The sequence below is a fragment of the Salipiger aestuarii genome (genome assembly GCF_003259905.1).
In the GTDB taxonomy this organism is placed as follows: domain Bacteria; phylum Pseudomonadota; class Alphaproteobacteria; order Rhodobacterales; family Rhodobacteraceae; genus Salipiger; species Salipiger aestuarii.
Genome location: NZ_QLMG01000005.1, coordinates 127,080 through 144,606, shown reverse-complemented (window position 1 = coordinate 144,606; position 17,527 = coordinate 127,080). Strand labels below are relative to the sequence as shown.

Here is a 17,527-nt window from a genome sequence, read left to right as displayed (position 1 = left end):
GATCAAGGGTCTCAGTTCTCCTCCTTCGCCTGGACGGACCGCTTGCGCCGGACCGGCGTGCGCATCTCGATGGATGGGAAAGGCCGGTTCCTCGACAATATCTTCATCGAGCGGCTGTGGCGGACCCTGAAATACGAGTGCGTCTACCTGCATGCCTGGGAGACCGGGGCGGAAGCAAAGGCGGGCATTCGAAAATGGATGACCTTCTACAACCACCAACGCCCACACTCCGCCCTTGGCGGCAGACCGCCAGCCGTGGTCTATTGGCAGAGAAATGAAACAACCAACCCCGATCAGCAGGTGCAACGAGTAGCTTGAATTACGCCAGATCCTGTCCAACCGATGGGGAGTAGCTCAGTCTTCTAAGGCGGATGCGAGCGAAGCCTATGTCTGGATTTGGTTGCCGGGAGAAACCGAACCGGTTGTGGCCGGACGGCTCACGCAGGATGGTAACCGCCTGCTCTTCACCTATGGCGCCAGCTATCGGGAGCGCCAAGACGCGATTCCAATCTATGAGCCAGAACTCCCGCTTCAGCGCGGCACAATTGCCCCGAAGCCAGGGCTTTCGATGCCAAGCTGCATTCGGGACGGCTCGCCGGATGCCTGGGGGCGGCGCGTTATCATCAACCGCCTGACCGGCGCCAAACCTGATGCGGCGAGCGTGCCGGACATCAGCGAACTCACCTATCTGCTTCAATCCGGCTCCGACCGGATCGGCGCTCTCGATTTTCAGACCTCGTCGAAAGACTACGAGCCGCGCCTTGCTGCAGAAGCATCCTTCGAGGAATTGCTAGCGGCAGCCGAGCGTATCGAAAAAGGCTCGCCGCTCACCCCTGCACTCGACCAGGCGCTGAACCATGGCACCTCGATTGGCGGGGCGCGCCCCAGAGCGCTGATCGATGGTGAAGAGCACAAATTCATTGCCAAGTTCTCGTCTAGCGCCGACACGCATAGCGTCGTGAAGGCTGAATTCATCGCCATGAAACTGGCGGCAGCCTGCGGCCTGAACGCAGCGCCAGTATCGCTCACCAATGCCGCTGGCAAAGATGTCCTGCTTATCGAGCGCTTTGACCGCGAAAAGAGCGCGGCAGGCTGGACCCGCCGCGCGATGGTCTCAGCGTTGACCATGCTCGGCCTTGATTAAATGATGGCACGCTACGCATCATACGAAGACCTCGCGGAGCTCATCCGCCATCGTTTCACAGATCCTCGACCATCCTTGGACTGGTGGGCGCGGGCGGCATCGGGGTCGAACTCAAGGTCGGGTTCGACCTGTTCGATTATCCCACCGCAATGACGGTGATCCTGATGATTGCCGTCGTGGTTATCGCCGTGGAACAGCTAGGCGCCGTACTGCGCCGCAAGGTCATCGGGACGGACAGATGAAGACGGACACCGTGCATGACCACTGGAACGTCCGTTGGGTCGCGCAGGATGCGAAATGGCCGAGGCCCGCCCCCGGCGTGACCGCATGCACCGCGACGCCGGGCCCCGGCGCGCGCATTCAGGATCCGGGCGCGGGCACCCGCACCCGCATCCGCATCTGACGATGGAGAGGCTTGGATGGCATTTGTGATCAAGGGCGCGGATGTGCTGCTGCCCGACGGGGTCGCCCGCGTGTCCGTCAGGGTCGAGGACGGTCGCATCACCGGGCTGGATGTCCCGGACGACGGCGCGCGCGGTATCGACGCGGGCGGGCTGACGCTTGCGCCCGCGCTGGTGGACATTCACGGCGATGGGTTCGAACGGCAGATGATGCCACGCCCGGGCGTCTTGTTTCCGCTGGATACCGCCCTGCTGGAAACCGACCGTCAGTTGGCCGGCAATGGCATCGCCACCGCCTATCACGCCCTTACGCTCAGCTGGGAACCGGGCTTGCGGTCGGTCGAAACAGCCGGCCGGATCATGGATCTGCTGGGGGGCATGGCGGGGCGGCTTTCGGTCGAAAGCCGCCTGCAACTGCGGTGGGAGACGTTCTGCTTCGAGGCCCGGCCCCTGATCGAGCGCGCGCTCGCGGCACCGCTGACCCCGGCGCTGGCGTTCAACGACCACACCTCGATGGCGGTGCTTGACCCCATGGTGCCGCTGCAGGGCCGGCCCTTTGATCTGGATCCCGACTATCCGGTCGCCGATCTGGCCGGGGCCGCCTTTGCCCGGAAGATGGCAAGCCGCGCCAAACGCTCCGGCCTCGGCACGGACGCGTTTGTCGACAGGATCGCGGGCATCTGGGAACGGCGCCCGCAGGTCGAAGCCGTGATCGCAGAGGTTGCGGCGCATGGCCGTGCCCGGTCAGCCCCGATGCTGAGCCATGACGACAGCCAGCCGCGCACCCGCGCCTATTACCGCGACCAGGGCGCGCGGATCGCCGAATTTCCGATGAACACAGAGGTTGCACAGGGCGCGCGCGATGCCGGTGACTGGATCGTTTTCGGTGCGCCGAACGTGGTGCGCGGCGGCAGCCATATCGGCAGTCCGGACGCCGGCGACATGGTGGCGCGCGGGCTGTGCGACATCCTTGCCTCGGACTATTTCTATCCAGCGATGCTGGCGGCGGTCGCGCGGCTGCACGCCGACGGGGTGGCGCCGCTGCACCGGCTCTGGCCGCTGGTGTCGGGCAATCCCGCGCGGGCCTGCGGATTGCCGGACCGGGGGCAGATCGCGGCGGGCAAACGCGCCGATCTGGTGCTGCTGGACTGGCCCGAGGGGCGTGCCCCCGCCCCGGTCCTGACGCTCGGCAACGGGCGCACCGCCTTTGCCGCACGGGATTTCGGGCTGTAGCCATGCGCGAGACGTCCGAGCGTTTCGAGGGATTGGCCGAGGCCTACAACCTCTATCGCCCGGGCTATCCGGATGCGGCCTTTGACACTCTGGTCGCGGCCTGCGCCACACCCGCCCGCATCGCGCTGGATCTGGGGGCGGGGCCGGGAAATTCGACAACGGCGCTGCGCCGCGCCCTGCCCGACGACTGGCTGGTGTTCGCGGCGGAGCCGGGCCGCGACATGCGGCGCGTGCTGTCGCGCCGTTTTGCCACCCAGACCGGCGTGCAGGTGATCGACGCCTGCGCCGAAGCCGTGCCGCTGCCCGGTGCCAGCGCCGGGCTGATCGTCGCCTGCACCGCCTTTCACTGGTTCGACCGCACCCGCTTTTTCGCCGAGGCCCGGCGGGTTCTGGCCCCCGGTGGTGTGCTGGCGCTGGTGCGCAACCGGCGCGAGGCCACGCCTTTGATCGCCGCCTTTGACGGTTATATCGCCGAGCACTCCGTCACCATCTACGACTATGCCCGCCGGGAAAAGACCAAGGAGCCGTCGGTTCGCGACCTGGCGGCCCAGGACGGCTTTCATGCCGCCAGGTCGCGAACCTATCGCTGGACGCAAGAACTGGAATGCCGTGGTCTGATCGACCTCTACCTGATGCGATCGACCCTCGCGGCGGTCGTGCGCCGGGTCGGTCTGGGGCAGGTGATGACCGATCTGGCGGCGCTCTATGACCGGCATGCCCGAGGGCCGGCGGTGCTGAACTGGGAGACCACGGCCAAATGGACGCAGCGCCGGGCCTGAAGCCCGCGGAGGCCAGCGCGCGCCGGGAACGCGGCCTTCCAGGCCCCGATCCATCTTGGCCGGAGAAGACGCTTGTCCCGTGGCCGGTCCGACGGCTGGCCATAGCCCTGCACGGTGGTTACTGCCCCAGGCCGTGTGCCTCCAGCCAGCGCATCGACGGGCGGACATCGGCCACGTCGCGCAGTTCCAGAACCAGATGCGGGCGCTGCGGCAAGTCCGCCAGCGCCCGAAACACTTCATGCCAGCGGATCGTGCCGCGTCCGATGGCCCAGTGACGGTCGGCATAGCCATCGGCATCCTGAAGGTGGACATGCGCAAGGCCGGCCCCGGCCGCGCGGACAAAGTGATCGACCGGTCCGGCCCGCGTGATGCCGTGGGCGTAGTGGGCATGGCCGGTGTCGATGGACAGCTTCAGCGCGTCGGAGCCAAAGCTGTCGACCAGCCGCAACCGCTCGGCGGGGTCCACATCCTCGATATTCTCCATCACGAGGGTGACGCCCTGATCCTCGGCCCGCCTGACCACCGACGCCAGAGTGGCGTGGACCTGCGCGATCACGTCGTCGCGTACACCCGGATGACCGTCCAGATTGTGGTGGTCCCAGGTTGTGTACGGCGAATGAACGACCATCTGACGCGCGTCCAGTACGCCGCAGGCGTCCAGACCCGTCATCAGTCGCCTGGTGACAATGGCCCGGACGTCCGGATCGGGCGCGTTCAGCGACAGGCCGACAAAGGGGCCGTGGATGCCCAGCCGCCCGTTGAATCCGGCAAGCAGGTCGCGCGCCCGTTCCGCGACATCGCGCCAGCCATCGCCGCGCAGCAATTCGGGGTCGTGAAAGCTCTGGACTTCCAGATCGCGGTCCTTGTCGAAGAGCCAGTCGCGGTATTCGGGCAGCGCGTCGACCGGCAGGGCCGCGCCGATTACGGGAAGGGTCATCGTCGTCATGCTGGTGCCTTTCGCGGACCGGGCAGCGACCGGCTGCCGTTGGAATAGATGATTTGACCGGCGCGCATCGCCGCATGCACATGCCCGATGCCATCGTCATCTGCGATCACCAGATCGGCGCGCAGGCCAGGGGCGATTTCGCCCCGGTCCCGCAGACCAAGGGCGCGCGCAGGGTTGGCGGTCGCCAGACGCACGGCCCCGGCCAGCCCCTCGGGGTCGTCCCGCCCGAGGATCAGCAGCGCCGGCAGGATCGCCGAGGGATGATAATCCGCGGCAAGGATGTCCAGCAGGCCCAGCGCATGCGCCTCTCGGGCTGACAGGTTGCCCGAATAGCTGAGGCCGCGCAGCGCATTCGGCGCCCCCATCACGGTCATCAGGCCCTGTTCGCGGGCCGCACGGGCGGCGGCAAGAGTCACCGGGAATTCGCTGACGGTGGCCCCCAGACCCCGCATCAGCGCGACCTTTTCCGGCGTGTCGTCGTCGTGGCTGGCCAGCGCGATGCCATGCGTCGCACAGACCGCGGAAATCGCGCGCAACGTCGCGGCCGCATCCCCAGCGTGGCGCTGTTTTGCCGCGATGCGGTCCCGCACCGCCAGTTCCGCGTCTGCGCGGCTGAGCCCCTGTTCGGCCTGCGTGCGCCGGGTCAGACGCTCAAGATCGCGGTACTGGCCCTGCCCCGGAGTGTGATCGGTCAGTGACACCAGATCCACCGTGCCTTCGGCGATCAGGTCCTCGACCACGCCCAGCGCCTCTGGGTGGCCGATCTCGAACCGGGCGTGAACCCGGTGATCGACCTGCAACACCCCCCGCATGGTCCTGAGCGCGCGCAGCATGGATTGGGAATGGTCATAGCTGCGCAGGTGGCCATAAGCGGATTTGGGGTTGAAACTGACGGCGGCGTAGCCCGTGGTCACGCCCGCCACCTTGAGCCTGCGGTCCAGATCGCGCAGGCCCAGTTCCATCGGCATGCGGACATTCGGGCGCGGTTCGACCTCACGCTCGATCATGTCGCCGTGCATGTCGATGAAACCGGGCATCAGCAGCAGGCCGTCGCCGCTCAGATCCGCGCCTGGCACGGGGGTTTCACAGATCTCGGCGACAACGCCGTTTTCGACCAGCAGCGCGCCGCGCGGCAGAATGCGGTCATTCAGGACGATGCGGAAATCACTCAGCCACATGGGCCACCTCGCTTGGGGTCAGGTCTATGGTACGGTTGATCAGGCGCGTCACGTCACCGGGGCGGTGGGACACGCCGATCGTCGCGACGCCCCGGGTTTTCAAGGCGGCCGGCCGCTGCGCCGGCGCGGCACGGGCCTGGGCATCCAGCGTCGCGGTCGGCGCGTCCGGCAGCAACAGCCGTGGCGGGCGGATCAGCGCGCGGGCCAGATCGACCCTTTGTTTCTCGGCCCCCGAAAAGGTGCCGGGAACGGCGCGCCAAAGCGCCTCGCGCAGGCCACAGGCAGCCAGCCGGTGCCGCGCCTCGCCTATCGCCCGGTCAGCGCTTGCGCCGGCGACACGCAGGGGGGCGAAGCGCTGGGGGGCGGCGGCGATGTCCTCGGCGGCGACGCGCGGGCGGGCGGTCGGGAACTGGGTGACGAGGCCGATGTCGGACCGGCGCAGATGAAAGGTCTTGGCCAGCCCTTCGACGATCAGCCGTTCGACGGTCAGTAACGGCATGACGGCCCCCTCTGAATTTGGCATGAACGAACGACTGGCTGTAGGCGGGCTGCGGGCCCTGAAAGGTCTGGTCGGCAAGACCGGTCTCGCCGGCCCGAGCGCGCCACATCACCATGGTGATCGTCAGCCACGATCTGGGGGTCATCCGCATCTGGGTTCGGGGTGTCCAGCATCACAACGTCTGTGCCTCGACCCTGGTCGGGTTGATGCGGCTCAGGGTATCGGAATCCGTCTGCGTCTGTGCCGCAGCCCTGCGCGCCGCAAACGCGGTCACCCGGCCGCGCGCGACATCGGCCAACCCGGCGGCATCCGGCAGTGCCATCGGCATCGCGCGTTCCAGATCGCGTCCGACAGTCATGCCGTAGCCATCGCCCCCGGCAGCGCGGACATGCGCCCCGGCCACCAGCACGTCGCCCAGATCAAAATCTCCGCCCTGAACCGTGTCACGCATTGGCAGCATCCCCAGGCCAGTGCGCGATCGGATCACCCCCACCGCGCCCAGATCGGGCGAAAGCGCCGCCGCCTTGCGCACCTCTGGCGCGGCGCGGGCCAGACCTGACAGCATCCCGGAATCTCCGGGGATGTCCGACCCGCGTTCCACCCCGGCGGCAATCGTCTCGCGCATCACTGATCCTCCAGCAGGAAACGGACGCGACCGGCGCCCCACAGGGCCTCGCCAAAGCCCAGCACCAGGCCGTCCGGCGCAGCATCCGTCTTGCTAACCACCATGACGGGCTGTTCCGGGCGCTGATCCAGAAGCCGTGCCTCGGGCCGGGTGGGCAGGCGCGCGAAAAGCTCGGTCTCGCGGCGGTGATAGTCGGTGATTCCGTGGCTGCGGTATATTTCGGAGACGCTGTCGCCCAAGGTGCGCCGCGCCCCCAGATCCGGGAACCGGTCCGCGCAATGATAGCTTCGCGTCAGGCTGATCGGGATGCCGTCGGCCAGCCCCCGGCGCAGGATGCGATGGACCGGCGCGCCCTCGGGCACCGCCAACGCTCGCGCAATGTCGGCGTCCGCAGCGATCAGATCGACCCCCAAAGCCTCGCTGCCCGGCGCGACCCCTGCCCGCCGCAGGTTCTCGCGGAAGCGCGTGTGCCGCCCGATCCGGTAAAGCAGCGCGGGGCGTATCCGCACGAACGTGCCCCGCCCCTGCTCGATGCTCAGGACGCCCTCGACCGCGAGCGCGGCGGTGGCACGGCGCACAGAATGGCGCCCGACACCGCAGATTGCCGCGATGTGCTGTTCGGGGGGCACCCGGTCGCCCTCGCGCAGATCGCGCGTCGCGATGCCCTGCACGATCCAGTCGCGCACCGCTTCCCAGTTCCGGTATTCCGTCATCCGCCCACGCTACCTGAAGTCATTCGAATGACTTCCGACGTAAAAAGGCGCCGATACAGGCCGGTGACAATGCCATGACGTTTCCGCGACATCGCCCCCGATCCGAACGGCTTGCGCCTTGCCACCGCATGGTGCTGCGCACAGGTCGAAAACGCGCGTCGCCCTGACCTGCGGCGCAAGCGACTGAAAAGACATCCGAATGTTTTCCACAGTCATAAAATCGTCACCAACGGCGAAAGAAAAATTCACCAGACCGCAACATTGCGGTCATCCATTGGGCGCAGGTCGGCACCGCGTTCATTCCCATCACCCGGAGACCTTTCATGCTGACCCGCCTAAAGACCGGCCTTGCCGCCATGGCGCTGTCGCTGCTTGCGACATTGCCCGTGGCCGCGCAGGACGGTCGGCCCGATCTGACCGTGGCCGTGAACAACCTGCCCGACAGCCTTGAAAGCATCGAAGAGATGGGCAACGTCGCCGTGCGCATCACCTATTCGATGTTCGACAGCCTGATCCGCCGGGACTTTCTGGCCGACGGAAGCGGCACCGCGTCGAGGCTGGTGCCCGGCCTGGCCGAAAGCTGGACCCGCATCGACGACCGAACGCTTGAGCTGAAGCTGCGCGAAGGTGTGCTGTTTCACGACGGGTCCGAAGTGACCTCGGACGATGTGGCGTTTTCCTTCAACCCCGGTCGCGGGCATGGCTACGCCCCGCTGATCGGCGCGGCCAAGCGGTTCATGCTGACCATCAGCCACGTCGTGCCGGTGGACAAATACACCATCCGCGTCGTGTCCAGAAAGCCAGACGTGCTGCTCGAACAGCGGCTCGCCGGCTATGCCTTCTGGGTGGTCAACCACAATGCCTACATGACGATGGGCAAGGATGCGTTCGCGCGCAATCCGGTCGGCACCGGCCCCTACAGGATGGATGAATGGGTGGATGGCGAATACATCCGCCTTGTCGCCCATGACGATTACTTTGGCGGCAAACCGACCGCGAAATCAGTGACCTTCCGGCAGGTGCCCGAAGTGTCGGCGCGGATCGCCGGCCTGGTGTCGGGCGAATACGATATCTCGGTCAACATTCCGCCCGACCAGATCCCCACCATCGAGCGTTATGACGACCTCAAGGTCGAACGCATCGTGCTCGACAACACCCATATGCTGGTGTTTTACACAAATGGCCCGCTTGAGGACAAACGCGTGCGTCAGGCGCTGTCTCTGTCCATCGACCGCGCATTGCTGCGCAAGGCGCTGTGGGCCGATCAGAACTACACCCCGAACGGCCACCAGCTGCCATCCTACGAAATGTGGATCGAGGACTACCCCGAGTTCGCCTACGATCCCGGGAAGGCCCGCGTACTGTTGCAGGAGGCCGGCTACGATGGCGAAGAAATCGTCTACAAATTCCCGCTGAACTATTATTTGCTGTCCACCGAGGCCGCGCAGGCCATGCAGCAGATGTGGCAACAGGTCGGCCTGAACGTCACCCTGCAACCGGTCGAGAACTGGAGCCAGGTGACCGATGCCGATGCCACCGTCAACATCCGCCCCTGGTCCAACACCCACCGCATGCCCGACCCGCTGGGCAGCTTCGTGCCGCAGTGGGGCGCCGAAAGCGACGTACAGAACAACGCGCAATCCGACGACCGCTCCTGGAAGGCTCCGGCCGAATTCAACCGCTTGCAACAGATCATCACCACCGCGACCGATTGGGACGCCCGCAAGCGCGCCTATCGTGGCGCGCTGGACATCTGGATGGACGAGGCACCGGGCACGATGCTGTACAACCCGCTGGAAACCTACGCCATGCGGGCCGATATCGGCTGGAAGCCCTACGGCCTCTACTACATGGATCTGCGCCCCTACAACCTGACCTTTGGCGCCGGCCATTAGGCCGCTCCGGCCCGGCGCGGCACGTCCTGCGCCGGGGCTTTCTCATCTCAGCGAGCCCCTTCATGGTACTATCCGTCAACGACGTCACCGTCACCATCGACCGTCCCCGCCGCACTGCGGTCCATCCGGTGCGCGGCGTGTCGCTGTCGCTGAAGGCGGGTGAGACGCTGGCGCTGGTCGGTGAATCCGGCTGCGGCAAGTCGATGACCTGCCTGGCACTGGCCGGTCTGTTACCGAACCGCGCCGCGATCGCGTCGGGCACATTGGTGCTGGACGGGACCGATCTTGGCACCCTTTCGCCGCGGGATGCCCGCGATCTGCGCCGCCGCAAGATGGCCAGCGTGTTCCAGGATGCGACCGGCGGGCTCAACCCCGTTCGGTCCATCGGCTGGCAGGTGGCCCAGGCCGTCCGGATGCGCGGCGGCGCGACCCGTCATGCAGCACAGCAAGAGGCGGTGCGCCTGCTGGGCCGCGTCGGCCTACCCGACCCCGAACGGCGCGCCCGCGAATTCCCGCATCAGTTTTCCGGCGGCATGAACCAGCGCGCGATGATCGCGCTGGCGATTGCCGGCAATCCGAAGCTGCTGATCGCGGACGAGGCAACAACCGCGCTGGACGTGACGCTTCAGGCCCAGATCCTTGAGCTGATTGCCGATCTGCGCCGCGCACTCGGCATGGGCGTGCTGTTCGTAACCCATGACCTGGGCCTTGTCGCGCAGCATGCCGACAGCGTCGCCGTCATGTATGCCGGCCGGATCGTTGAAAGGGCGTCGACGGACAGCCTGTTCGCCAATCCGCGCCATCCCTACACCCAAGGCCTGCTGGCCGCGCTGCCCGATGCGATGGGCGCCAGCGCGCGCCTGGCCTCGATCGACGGCACCGTGCCCCCGATCGACGCGCTGCCGGCGGGCTGCGCGTTTGCCCCACGCTGCGTCCGCGCCTCGGCCATCTGCACCAGCACGGTGCCCGACACGGTGCGTGGGCTGGCCTGCCATCACCCCGGCCCGCGCGTCAGACCCGCGGTTCCCGCCATGCAAAAGGAATACTCATGACCGCCCTGCTGCGTGCCACCGGACTGCGCAAATCCTATGCCACGGGGCGCGCGGGGCTGTTTCGCCCCTCGGCGCGGTTCAATGCGGTCGATGGTGTGACCCTGCATATCAAGCCAGGCGAGACGCTGGGGGTCGTCGGTGAATCCGGCTGCGGAAAATCCACCCTGTCGCGGCTGGTGCTGGGTCTGGCCCAGGCCGATGCCGGAGAGATCCTGTTCGACGGCGCCCCCCTGCCCCGCGCGGACACCGACGACTGGCGCCGGATGCGGATACGGATGCAACTGGTCCATCAGAACGCTGCGGGGGCGCTGGACCCGCGCCTGCCGGTCCGGGCGCAGGTCGAAGAGGCGCTGCGCATCCACAAACGCGCCCCAGAGCGCGCGGCACGGGCGCTGTCCGATGTGGGTCTGCCGCCGGCGATGGCGGCGCGCTATCCGCACGAGATGTCCGGCGGACAGTTGCAACGCGTGGTGATCGCCCGTGCGCTGGCGCTGGACCCCGATCTTCTGGTGCTGGACGAGCCGGTATCGGCGCTGGATGTGTCGATCCAGGCGCAGATCGTCAACCTGATCCGGGATTTGCAGGCGGCGCGCGGTCTGGCCTATCTGTTCGTCAGCCACGATGTCGCCGTGGTGCGCCATGTCGCCGACCGGATCGCGGTGATGTACCTCGGCCGCGTTGTCGAGGAGGGACCAACCGCCGCCTTTCGCACCGGCGCCCTGCACCCCTATACCCGCGCGCTGCTTGATGCGGTGCCGGTGCCCGACCCCGGGTGTCGTGGCGGCGCGGTCCCCCGCATCGGCGATCCGCCCAACCCGGCTGCCCCGCCGCCGGGTTGCCGGTTCCATCCGCGCTGCCCGTTTGCCGTGCACCGCTGCCGCGCCGAGCCGCCCGTCTTGCGCGAATTCGCGGCCCGCCACCACGCCGCCTGTCACCGGATAGAGGAGATCGCCTGATGCGCTGGTTCGCGATCAAGAGCCTGCGGGCCTTTGTGACGCTTTGGCTTGTCGTCACCTTCGTTTTCTTCGTGCTGCGCCTGTCGGGCGATCCCACGATGATCCTTTTGCCGGATGACACCGACGCGGCAACGCGCAGTTTCTACCGCGCCCTCTGGGGACTGGACCGGCCGATCTGGGATCAGTACCTGCGCTATGTCGCCGGCCTGATGCAGGGCGATTTCGGCATCTCGTTCCGCAACAACATGGACGCCTTTCAACTGGTCCGGGACCGGGTGCCAAAGACCGCATTGCTCGGCTGGACCGCGCTGAGCATCGCGCTGGTGCTTGGCATCCCCCTGGGGATCCTTGCGGCGCTTTATCGCGACAGCTGGATTGATCGCGTGGTGATGGGGCTTGCGGTCTTCGGTTTTTCCATGCCGAACTTTTTTCTGGGCATCCTGCTGATCCTGATCTTTTCGCTGCAACTGCGCTGGCTGCCATCGTCGGGGTCGGACACATGGTGGCACCTGATCATGCCGGCCTTTACGCTGGGCACCGGCTTTGCCGCGCAGATCGCGCGCTACACGCGGTCGTCGATGATCGACGTGCTGGCCAAACCCTATATGCGCACCGCGCGATCCACCGGCGCAGGTCCGGCGCGGCGGGTCATATCGCACGCCTTGCCCAATGCCGCCGTGCCGGTGGTGACGATCCTGGGGTTCCAGATCGGTCAGTTGCTGGGCTGGGCCGTGGTCACGGAAACCGTCTTTGCCTGGCCCGGCATCGGGCGGCTGCTGACCACCGCCGTGGCCACCCGGGATCTGGCGGTGGTGCAATGCATCATGATCCTGCTCGCGATCACCATGATCGCCGCCAACATGTTCGTCGATTTCCTCTATGGCTGGCTTGACCCTCGGGTGCGCGTCGGCGCGGGGGCCCGGACGGCATGAGCACGCTTGACCAGGACCTGAAAACCGCTGCCCGCTGGAAACCGCTGGCCCTGCTGGCCCGCACGCCCGCAGCCGTCACGCTGGCGGTGGGTTTCATGGCGCTGATGCTGTGCGTGATGTGTTTCGCGCAGGTGATCCAGCCCCATGCCTTCGACCATGTCGACCTGCTGAACCGGATGACACCGCCGCAACCGCTGGACGGGGCGAGCTGGGCGCATCCGCTGGGCACAGACACGCTGGGGCGGGATCTGCTTTCGCGGCTGCTTGTGGCGGCGCAAACCTCGATGCTGCTGTCGTTGCTGGGCACGGTGCTGGGTGCCGCAATGGGCATCGCGCTGGGGTTTCTGGCCGCCCACAAAGGCGGGTTCCGGGACGAGATCATCATGGCGCTGGTCGATTTTCAGGCCGCCATGCCGTGGTTCATCGTGGCCCTCGCCGTGCTCGCCTTCATGGGCAATTCCATGGTGATCTTTATCCTGATCATGGGGCTTTACGGCTGGGAGACCTACGCGCGCATCACCCGCGGCCTTGTGCTGTCGGCGCGCGAACAGGGCTATGCCCAGGCGGTGCGCGGGCTGGGCGCGACACCGGCGTGGATCTACACGCGCCACATCCTGCCCAACATCGCGGGTCCGCTGCTGGTGCAGCTGACCATCAACTTTCCCTCGACCATCCTGTTCGAGACATCGCTGTCGTTTCTGGGGCTTGGCATTCGCCCGCCGATGACCTCGCTGGGCCAGATGCTGGGCGAAGGGCGCGATTATCTGATCAGCGCCTGGTGGCTGGCGGTGATCCCCGGCTTCACGATCTTTCTGACGACACTCAGCATGTCGATCCTTGGCGACTGGCTGCGCGCCCGGCTCGACCCCTCACTGGAGACCTGACACATGACCGACCGCATCATCGCCACCGGCTTCAACACCGGGGCCGACAGCGATCTGGACCGGCTGGCCGCGCGCCTTGCGCATATGGAGCAGATCGGCTGCACCGGGGCCGAGATCACGGCGACGGGTCTGGACGCCGTTGTCTCCTGCCGCCTGATCGGCGACCGCGTGGCGCAGCTGCGCGCGATCATGGCCCGCCACGCGCTGGCCTATTCCATGCATGCGCCGATCGCCATCAACCTGATGGACGAGGATCACGCCGACCTGATGCAACGGGCCGCGTTGGCGTCGATGGATCTGGCGTCCGAGATCGGTGCAAGGGTCGTGGTGATCCACCCCGGCCGCTGCCACCCCAAGGACCATGTGAACCGGCAGGCAGAGCTGTTGCAATTCGAACTGGACCGGCTTGGCCCCGTCGCGGACCGCGCCGCCACGCTGGGCCTTAAGATCGCTTGCGAGAACATCTCGCCCAATCGCCGCGTCATCGCGGGCGAAGAGACGTCCTATTCGCTGGACCCGCGCCTGCTGGCGCATCAGCTGGCCCGCCTGAACCATGATGCGGTCGTGGCCTGCCTGGACATCAGCCATGCCCGGCAGGGCGCGGATTTCTGGGGGTTCGACATGATCGACGCCTGCGAGGCGCTCGCGCCCCATGTGGGCCATATCCATTTCTCGGATTCCACCGGGGTGCCGTCGACCTTTCCCTGTACCCATGAAGGCGAGCGGCACTTCTTCGGTGTCGGCGACATGCACGCCCCCGGCGGATATGGCGCGGTCGATTTCGAAACGCTCGCCACCCGCCTGCCCCTGCGCCAGAGCACCCGCCTGGTGATCGAGATCAAGCGCAATTTCCTTGGCCACGCCGAGACGCGCACCCTTGCCGACGCACGGACCTTTGCCGCCGCCGTGAATGGAGCCCACCCATGAGCCTCCCACGCATCGACAAGGTCGTCATCGTGCTCTTTGACGGGTTGCGCCCCGACATGGTCGATGGCGCCATGCCCACCCTCGCCGGCTTTCGCGATGGCGGGCTGTGGTTTCGCAACGCCCGGTCTGTGTTTCCATCGCTGACGCGGGTCTGCACCACCAGCCTGGCCACCGGCAGCTGGCCCGGACGGCACGGCATCGTCAGCAACGGCTTTCACCTGCCGAACGTGCTGCAAGGCGCCCAGATCGACACGTCGGACGTCGGCCATCTGAAGCTGATGCGCAAGAAGCTGGGTCATGTGGTCGCCGTGGATTCTCTGGGGCAGGCGCTGGCGCGCAAGGGCAAACGCATGGCAACGGTGCATGGCGGATCCGCCGGATCGGCGTTTCTGGTCAATCACGATGTAGTCGCCAACGGACACTGGACCGTGTCTGTCCATGGCGAAGAGGCGACACAGACGCCCGACGCCATCGCCCGCGCGGTGCGCGCCTGCGGCCCCCTGCCCGGCGCGGATATCCCCAAGGTCGATGCTGTCGCCTATGCGGGCCGGGTTCTGCGCGCGCTCGCGCTGGCCGGCGATGCCGCCGCCGATGTGTCGGTTGTCTGGCTGCCCGAACCCGACACCAGCTTTCATTACCGCGAGATCGGATCACAGGGCAGTCGTGTCGCCATGGCCGCTGCCGATGCCGCATTCGCCGACATCCTCGATCACGTTCGCGGCGGGCCATTCGCCGAAACCACCGCCATCGTCGCCCTGTCCGACCACGGCCAGATCTCGACCGTCGAAGAAGTGGATTTGATGGCAAAGCTCAACGCCGCCGGCTTTGCCGCCGCGACCCGACCGACGGACACGACAACTTTGGCGATGACCAACGGCGCGGCAGGGGAATTGCGCAACCTGACCGCCGATCCGGGCCTGCTGCCCGCGGTCGTGGACTGGCTGCTGGACCAGCCCTCGGTCGGAGCGGTCATTGCGCGCGATGCGCTGCCGGGCACAGTGCCGATGGACCTGCTGCATCACACCCACGCCCACCGCCCCGATCTGTTCTATGTGATGCGCGCGGATGAGGGCGCGGATCCCTATGGCCTGCCCGGTCGGCGTGCCTTTACCGGCGGTGTACCGCTCGGGGGCGGGATGCACGGCGGGCTGAACAGGCAAGAGATGTCGACGGTCATGATCTGGGACGTCCCCGGTGGACGGCGCGGCGTCGAGGAGGCGCCCACGGCGCTGGTCGACGTGGCGCCAACGCTTGCGGCTATGCTTGGGCTGGATCTGGAGTGTCAGGGCCGGGACTTGCCGCTCTGGCAACAAGAAAAGCACGATGTCGAACATCTGGCGACGCAAGGACGCGGCGGCGCCGGTTCATTCACCCTGTATCGTACCCGCGTCGGTCCCAGAATTTACATCGACCATCTCGTGTAAGCGCCATCATGGGCTTTGTCGAACGCGGGCGGCCGATGCCCGGTATGGCCGCGCCCCGGTTCACCCACCGTGACGGATGCGATGCCGGTGACGGTTTGCGGGGGCCGTGCCGGGCGCAGTACTGAAGCGCCGCGCGCCGGCACAGCGGATGCGGAGGGAACTGACGGCGCGTTCGGGCGATAAAGAAAGCACGCGTGCGCCTCCCGTTCATGCCGACCTGCCGCGCGCTGTTGTCTGGCGCATGGACCTGCTTTCGCCGCATGACAAGGGCCCGGCACGGGCGCTGCGGTGTTGCCTGTCCATGTGCGGGGTGCGGATACATCGCCTTCCAACCCGCCTCGACCGATAAGGATGCCGGTACCGACCCAGCGCGATCGGCCCTTGACGGGCAAGGTTCGCCTTCGCCTGTTCGAGGCGCGCACCCTTGCGGGCTTCGGCGATGGACACCCGTGCCGGGATCGGCTCGGGCCATTGATCCGGAAGCCCCTGTGGCGGTGAAACCCCGGCACAAGCGTGTCGCGATCACCGGCGCAAGGCACCGTGGATGCGCGGACCAGAAGCATCTCGACAAACCGGGCCCGGTGGCGCCAGCACAACCGCTGCTTTGTTCAATCCGCGTTCGGCCCCTGCCGCGCGTCCCATCGCGCGCTCGTTGGGGCGGGGATTGAAATCATGCGCGCCTCGCAATCTCATGCCGGATGATCGACCCTGATCCTGTCGAACATCAGGACCTGCCCGACGTGACGGCTTGCAGCGATCCCCGGCGCCGTGGCTCGACCGGAGTTTTCATGGGCATCGCTGCAAAGCGGCCTTTCCATGCGCCGGACGAACCGCTACTCTTCGCGGCAACGCCGCAGGATATGTCTGCCGCAGCGATCCGGAATGCTCGCGGCACAACCTTTGTGACGAAACGCAATCACGCGGCAGACCAAACCGGCGCCGGGGCCAGCCGATACCGGCAGCGAACAGGGCATGAAGACCCGCAAGACAGGCAGGGGACGGAACATGGGCAAGGTTTTCTCCATTCGGCGGCGCGCAGGGCGTCGAACCGCATGGTTTCTGGCGGGTGTGACAATTCTGGGGGCCTGTGACGACATGCAGATGCCTGGCTTCATGCAGCCCAAGGCCGACGTCGCGGGCGGCGTGGATGACGTCGCCTCACGCTCGGGGGGCACCGCGGAGCGGGACATCGAGGCGCCCGAGATCTTTCATGCCACCGAAGCCGGTCTTTGGGACGGGCGCCCGTCGCTTGGCGGTGTCTGGGTCGCGCATCCCGACGTCACGGACCCCGAGCGGGTCATCATCCGCAACCAGAAGAACGGCCAGTTCGTGATCGGGGCGTTGTTCCGGCGCGAACGGCAGTCGCCCGGGCCCCGGCTGCAAGTCTCTTCCGATGCGGCGGCAGCACTTGAGATGCTGGCGGGCAGCCCGACCAACCTTGACGTGATCGCGCTGCGCCGCGAGACCGTCGAACTGGCCCCCGAAGCGGCCCCCGAAAACGCCCCGGTCGATGAGATGGCCTCGGTGCCCAAGGCGTCCGAGGTCACCGCAACCACGCTTGACCCGGTGGCTGGTGCCGCGGCCGCGGCCATCGACGCGGCGCCCCCCGCGGTCGCTGCCACCCCGGCACCTGCGCCGAAACCGGCCGCCCCCGCGCCGAAGCCCGCGTCGAAACTGGATAAACCCTATTTGCAGATCGGCATCTTCAGCGTCGAGCAGAACGCCGAAAACACCGCCACCGCCATGCGTCAGCAAGGCATGGTTCCGACGGTGCGCAAGCAATCCAGTTCGGGCAAGACCTTCTGGCGGGTCATCGTCGGCCCGGCCCAAAGCACGTCGGAACGCGCCGATCTGCTGGCGAAAATCAAGGCGGCTGGCTTCACCGACGCCTATGCCGTAAGCAACTGACGAGGCCGGGCCACCCATGCCCGGCTGACCA

General features: G+C 66.8%; 19 protein-coding genes. 14 read left to right on the top strand and 5 right to left on the bottom strand.

Annotated elements, in window-relative coordinates; translation table 11 throughout:
• The 6 genes from ATI53_RS04895 to ATI53_RS04875 all read left to right on the top strand — a co-directional run.
• On the top strand, window positions 1-318 hold a 318-nt coding region (locus ATI53_RS04895), incomplete at its 5' end, for an integrase core domain-containing protein (RefSeq protein ID WP_211315390.1).
• Between the two features lie 82 nt (window positions 319-400).
• Window positions 401-1,144, top strand: a complete 744-nt coding sequence (locus ATI53_RS04890; RefSeq protein WP_249033397.1) for a type II toxin-antitoxin system HipA family toxin — start codon at window positions 401-403, stop codon at window positions 1,142-1,144.
• Window positions 1,145-1,227: 83 nt separating this feature from the next.
• Window positions 1,228-1,386: a hypothetical protein gene (locus ATI53_RS04885; RefSeq protein WP_009506103.1), complete on the top strand. Its 159-nt coding sequence runs from the start codon at window positions 1,228-1,230 to the stop codon at window positions 1,384-1,386.
• Window positions 1,383-1,547 carry a hypothetical protein gene (locus ATI53_RS23180; protein WP_170134525.1) on the top strand — a complete coding sequence of 55 codons (165 nt, stop codon included), beginning with the start codon at window positions 1,383-1,385 and terminating at the stop codon, window positions 1,545-1,547. The genes ATI53_RS04885 and ATI53_RS23180 overlap by 4 nt, the downstream gene beginning before the upstream one ends.
• 16 nt (window positions 1,548-1,563) lie before the next feature.
• The gene (locus ATI53_RS04880; RefSeq protein WP_009506100.1) at window positions 1,564-2,778 is read left to right on the top strand and encodes an alpha-D-ribose 1-methylphosphonate 5-triphosphate diphosphatase; all 1,215 of its coding nucleotides are present in this window, start codon (window positions 1,564-1,566) and stop codon (window positions 2,776-2,778) included.
• A 2-nt stretch (window positions 2,779-2,780) separates the two neighbouring features.
• Entirely contained in the window at window positions 2,781-3,557 is a 777-nt protein-coding gene (locus tag ATI53_RS04875) for a class I SAM-dependent methyltransferase (protein WP_111549838.1), read from the top strand.
• Between the two features lie 118 nt (window positions 3,558-3,675).
• On the opposite strand, the gene ATI53_RS04870 is transcribed toward ATI53_RS04875, so the two are convergent.
• The 5 genes from ATI53_RS04870 to ATI53_RS04850 form a co-directional block, all read right to left on the bottom strand.
• Complete coding sequence (locus tag ATI53_RS04870; protein ID WP_111549837.1) at window positions 3,676-4,503, bottom strand: sugar phosphate isomerase/epimerase family protein; 828 nt, start codon at window positions 4,501-4,503, stop codon at window positions 3,676-3,678.
• On the bottom strand, window positions 4,500-5,681 hold the full coding sequence (locus ATI53_RS04865; RefSeq protein WP_009505160.1) for an alpha-D-ribose 1-methylphosphonate 5-triphosphate diphosphatase: 1,182 nt from the start codon (window positions 5,679-5,681) through the stop codon (window positions 4,500-4,502). The genes ATI53_RS04870 and ATI53_RS04865 overlap by 4 nt, the downstream gene beginning before the upstream one ends.
• Entirely contained in the window at window positions 5,668-6,180 is a 513-nt protein-coding gene (locus tag ATI53_RS24185) for an ATP-binding cassette domain-containing protein (protein WP_276613102.1), read from the bottom strand. The genes ATI53_RS04865 and ATI53_RS24185 overlap by 14 nt, the downstream gene beginning before the upstream one ends.
• A 172-nt stretch (window positions 6,181-6,352) precedes the next feature.
• Window positions 6,353-6,805 (bottom strand): phosphonate C-P lyase system protein PhnG, encoded by a 453-nt coding sequence (locus tag ATI53_RS04855; protein WP_240778547.1) that lies wholly within the window; start codon window positions 6,803-6,805, stop codon window positions 6,353-6,355.
• Entirely contained in the window at window positions 6,805-7,518 is a 714-nt protein-coding gene (locus ATI53_RS04850; protein WP_009505163.1) for a GntR family transcriptional regulator, read from the bottom strand. Before ATI53_RS04850 ends, ATI53_RS04855 begins: the two co-directional genes overlap by 1 nt.
• A 323-nt stretch (window positions 7,519-7,841) precedes the next feature.
• On the opposite strand from ATI53_RS04850, the gene ATI53_RS04845 reads away from it, so the two are divergent.
• The 8 genes from ATI53_RS04845 (at window position 7,842) to ATI53_RS04810 (ending at window position 17,496) form a co-directional block, all read left to right on the top strand.
• Window positions 7,842-9,413: an ABC transporter substrate-binding protein gene (locus ATI53_RS04845; protein WP_111549835.1), complete on the top strand. Its 1,572-nt coding sequence runs from the start codon at window positions 7,842-7,844 to the stop codon at window positions 9,411-9,413.
• 62 nt (window positions 9,414-9,475) lie between these two features.
• Window positions 9,476-10,465 (top strand): ABC transporter ATP-binding protein, encoded by a 990-nt coding sequence (locus ATI53_RS04840; RefSeq protein ID WP_009505165.1) that lies wholly within the window; start codon window positions 9,476-9,478, stop codon window positions 10,463-10,465.
• Window positions 10,462-11,421, top strand: coding sequence for an ABC transporter ATP-binding protein (locus ATI53_RS04835; protein ID WP_009505166.1), 960 nt, complete (start codon window positions 10,462-10,464; stop codon window positions 11,419-11,421). The genes ATI53_RS04840 and ATI53_RS04835 overlap by 4 nt, the downstream gene beginning before the upstream one ends.
• Complete coding sequence (locus ATI53_RS04830) at window positions 11,421-12,353, top strand: ABC transporter permease (RefSeq protein WP_009505167.1); 933 nt, start codon at window positions 11,421-11,423, stop codon at window positions 12,351-12,353. Before ATI53_RS04835 ends, ATI53_RS04830 begins: the two co-directional genes overlap by 1 nt.
• Complete coding sequence (locus ATI53_RS04825) at window positions 12,350-13,237, top strand: ABC transporter permease (protein WP_111549834.1); 888 nt, start codon at window positions 12,350-12,352, stop codon at window positions 13,235-13,237. The genes ATI53_RS04830 and ATI53_RS04825 overlap by 4 nt, the downstream gene beginning before the upstream one ends.
• Before the next feature lie 3 nt (window positions 13,238-13,240).
• A complete protein-coding gene (locus ATI53_RS04820; protein ID WP_111549833.1) occupies window positions 13,241-14,164 on the top strand; it encodes a sugar phosphate isomerase/epimerase family protein in 924 nt (307 codons plus the stop codon).
• Complete coding sequence (locus ATI53_RS04815; RefSeq protein ID WP_009505170.1) at window positions 14,161-15,588, top strand: alkaline phosphatase family protein; 1,428 nt, start codon at window positions 14,161-14,163, stop codon at window positions 15,586-15,588. Before ATI53_RS04820 ends, ATI53_RS04815 begins: the two co-directional genes overlap by 4 nt.
• A gap of 1,005 nt (window positions 15,589-16,593) precedes the next feature.
• Window positions 16,594-17,496: an SPOR domain-containing protein gene (locus ATI53_RS04810; protein WP_111549832.1), complete on the top strand. Its 903-nt coding sequence runs from the start codon at window positions 16,594-16,596 to the stop codon at window positions 17,494-17,496.
• Window positions 17,497-17,527 lie beyond the last annotated feature (31 nt).

Excerpts from the sequence above, each read along its gene's own strand:
- ATI53_RS04835 (WP_009505166.1), top strand. The coding sequence starts at position 10,462 with ATGACCGCCCTGCTGCGTGCCACCGGACTGCGCAAATCCTATGCCACG.
- ATI53_RS04830 (WP_009505167.1), top strand. The coding sequence starts at position 11,421 with ATGCGCTGGTTCGCGATCAAGAGCCTGCGGGCCTTTGTGACGCTTTGG.
- ATI53_RS04845 (WP_111549835.1), top strand. The coding sequence starts at position 7,842 with ATGCTGACCCGCCTAAAGACCGGCCTTGCCGCCATGGCGCTGTCGCTG.
- ATI53_RS04870 (WP_111549837.1), bottom strand. The coding sequence starts at position 4,503 with ATGACGACGATGACCCTTCCCGTAATCGGCGCGGCCCTGCCGGTCGAC.
- ATI53_RS04880 (WP_009506100.1), top strand. The coding sequence starts at position 1,564 with ATGGCATTTGTGATCAAGGGCGCGGATGTGCTGCTGCCCGACGGGGTC.
- ATI53_RS24185 (WP_276613102.1), bottom strand. The coding sequence starts at position 6,180 with ATGCCGTTACTGACCGTCGAACGGCTGATCGTCGAAGGGCTGGCCAAG.
- ATI53_RS23180 (WP_170134525.1), top strand. The coding sequence starts at position 1,383 with ATGAAGACGGACACCGTGCATGACCACTGGAACGTCCGTTGGGTCGCG.
- ATI53_RS04865 (WP_009505160.1), bottom strand. The coding sequence starts at position 5,681 with ATGTGGCTGAGTGATTTCCGCATCGTCCTGAATGACCGCATTCTGCCG.
- ATI53_RS04815 (WP_009505170.1), top strand. The coding sequence starts at position 14,161 with ATGAGCCTCCCACGCATCGACAAGGTCGTCATCGTGCTCTTTGACGGG.
- ATI53_RS04850 (WP_009505163.1), bottom strand. The coding sequence starts at position 7,518 with ATGACGGAATACCGGAACTGGGAAGCGGTGCGCGACTGGATCGTGCAG.
- ATI53_RS04820 (WP_111549833.1), top strand. The coding sequence starts at position 13,241 with ATGACCGACCGCATCATCGCCACCGGCTTCAACACCGGGGCCGACAGC.
- ATI53_RS04875 (WP_111549838.1), top strand. The coding sequence starts at position 2,781 with ATGCGCGAGACGTCCGAGCGTTTCGAGGGATTGGCCGAGGCCTACAAC.
- ATI53_RS04840 (WP_009505165.1), top strand. The coding sequence starts at position 9,476 with ATGGTACTATCCGTCAACGACGTCACCGTCACCATCGACCGTCCCCGC.
- ATI53_RS04810 (WP_111549832.1), top strand. The coding sequence starts at position 16,594 with ATGGGCAAGGTTTTCTCCATTCGGCGGCGCGCAGGGCGTCGAACCGCA.
- ATI53_RS04825 (WP_111549834.1), top strand. The coding sequence starts at position 12,350 with ATGAGCACGCTTGACCAGGACCTGAAAACCGCTGCCCGCTGGAAACCG.
- ATI53_RS04855 (WP_240778547.1), bottom strand. The coding sequence starts at position 6,805 with ATGCGCGAGACGATTGCCGCCGGGGTGGAACGCGGGTCGGACATCCCC.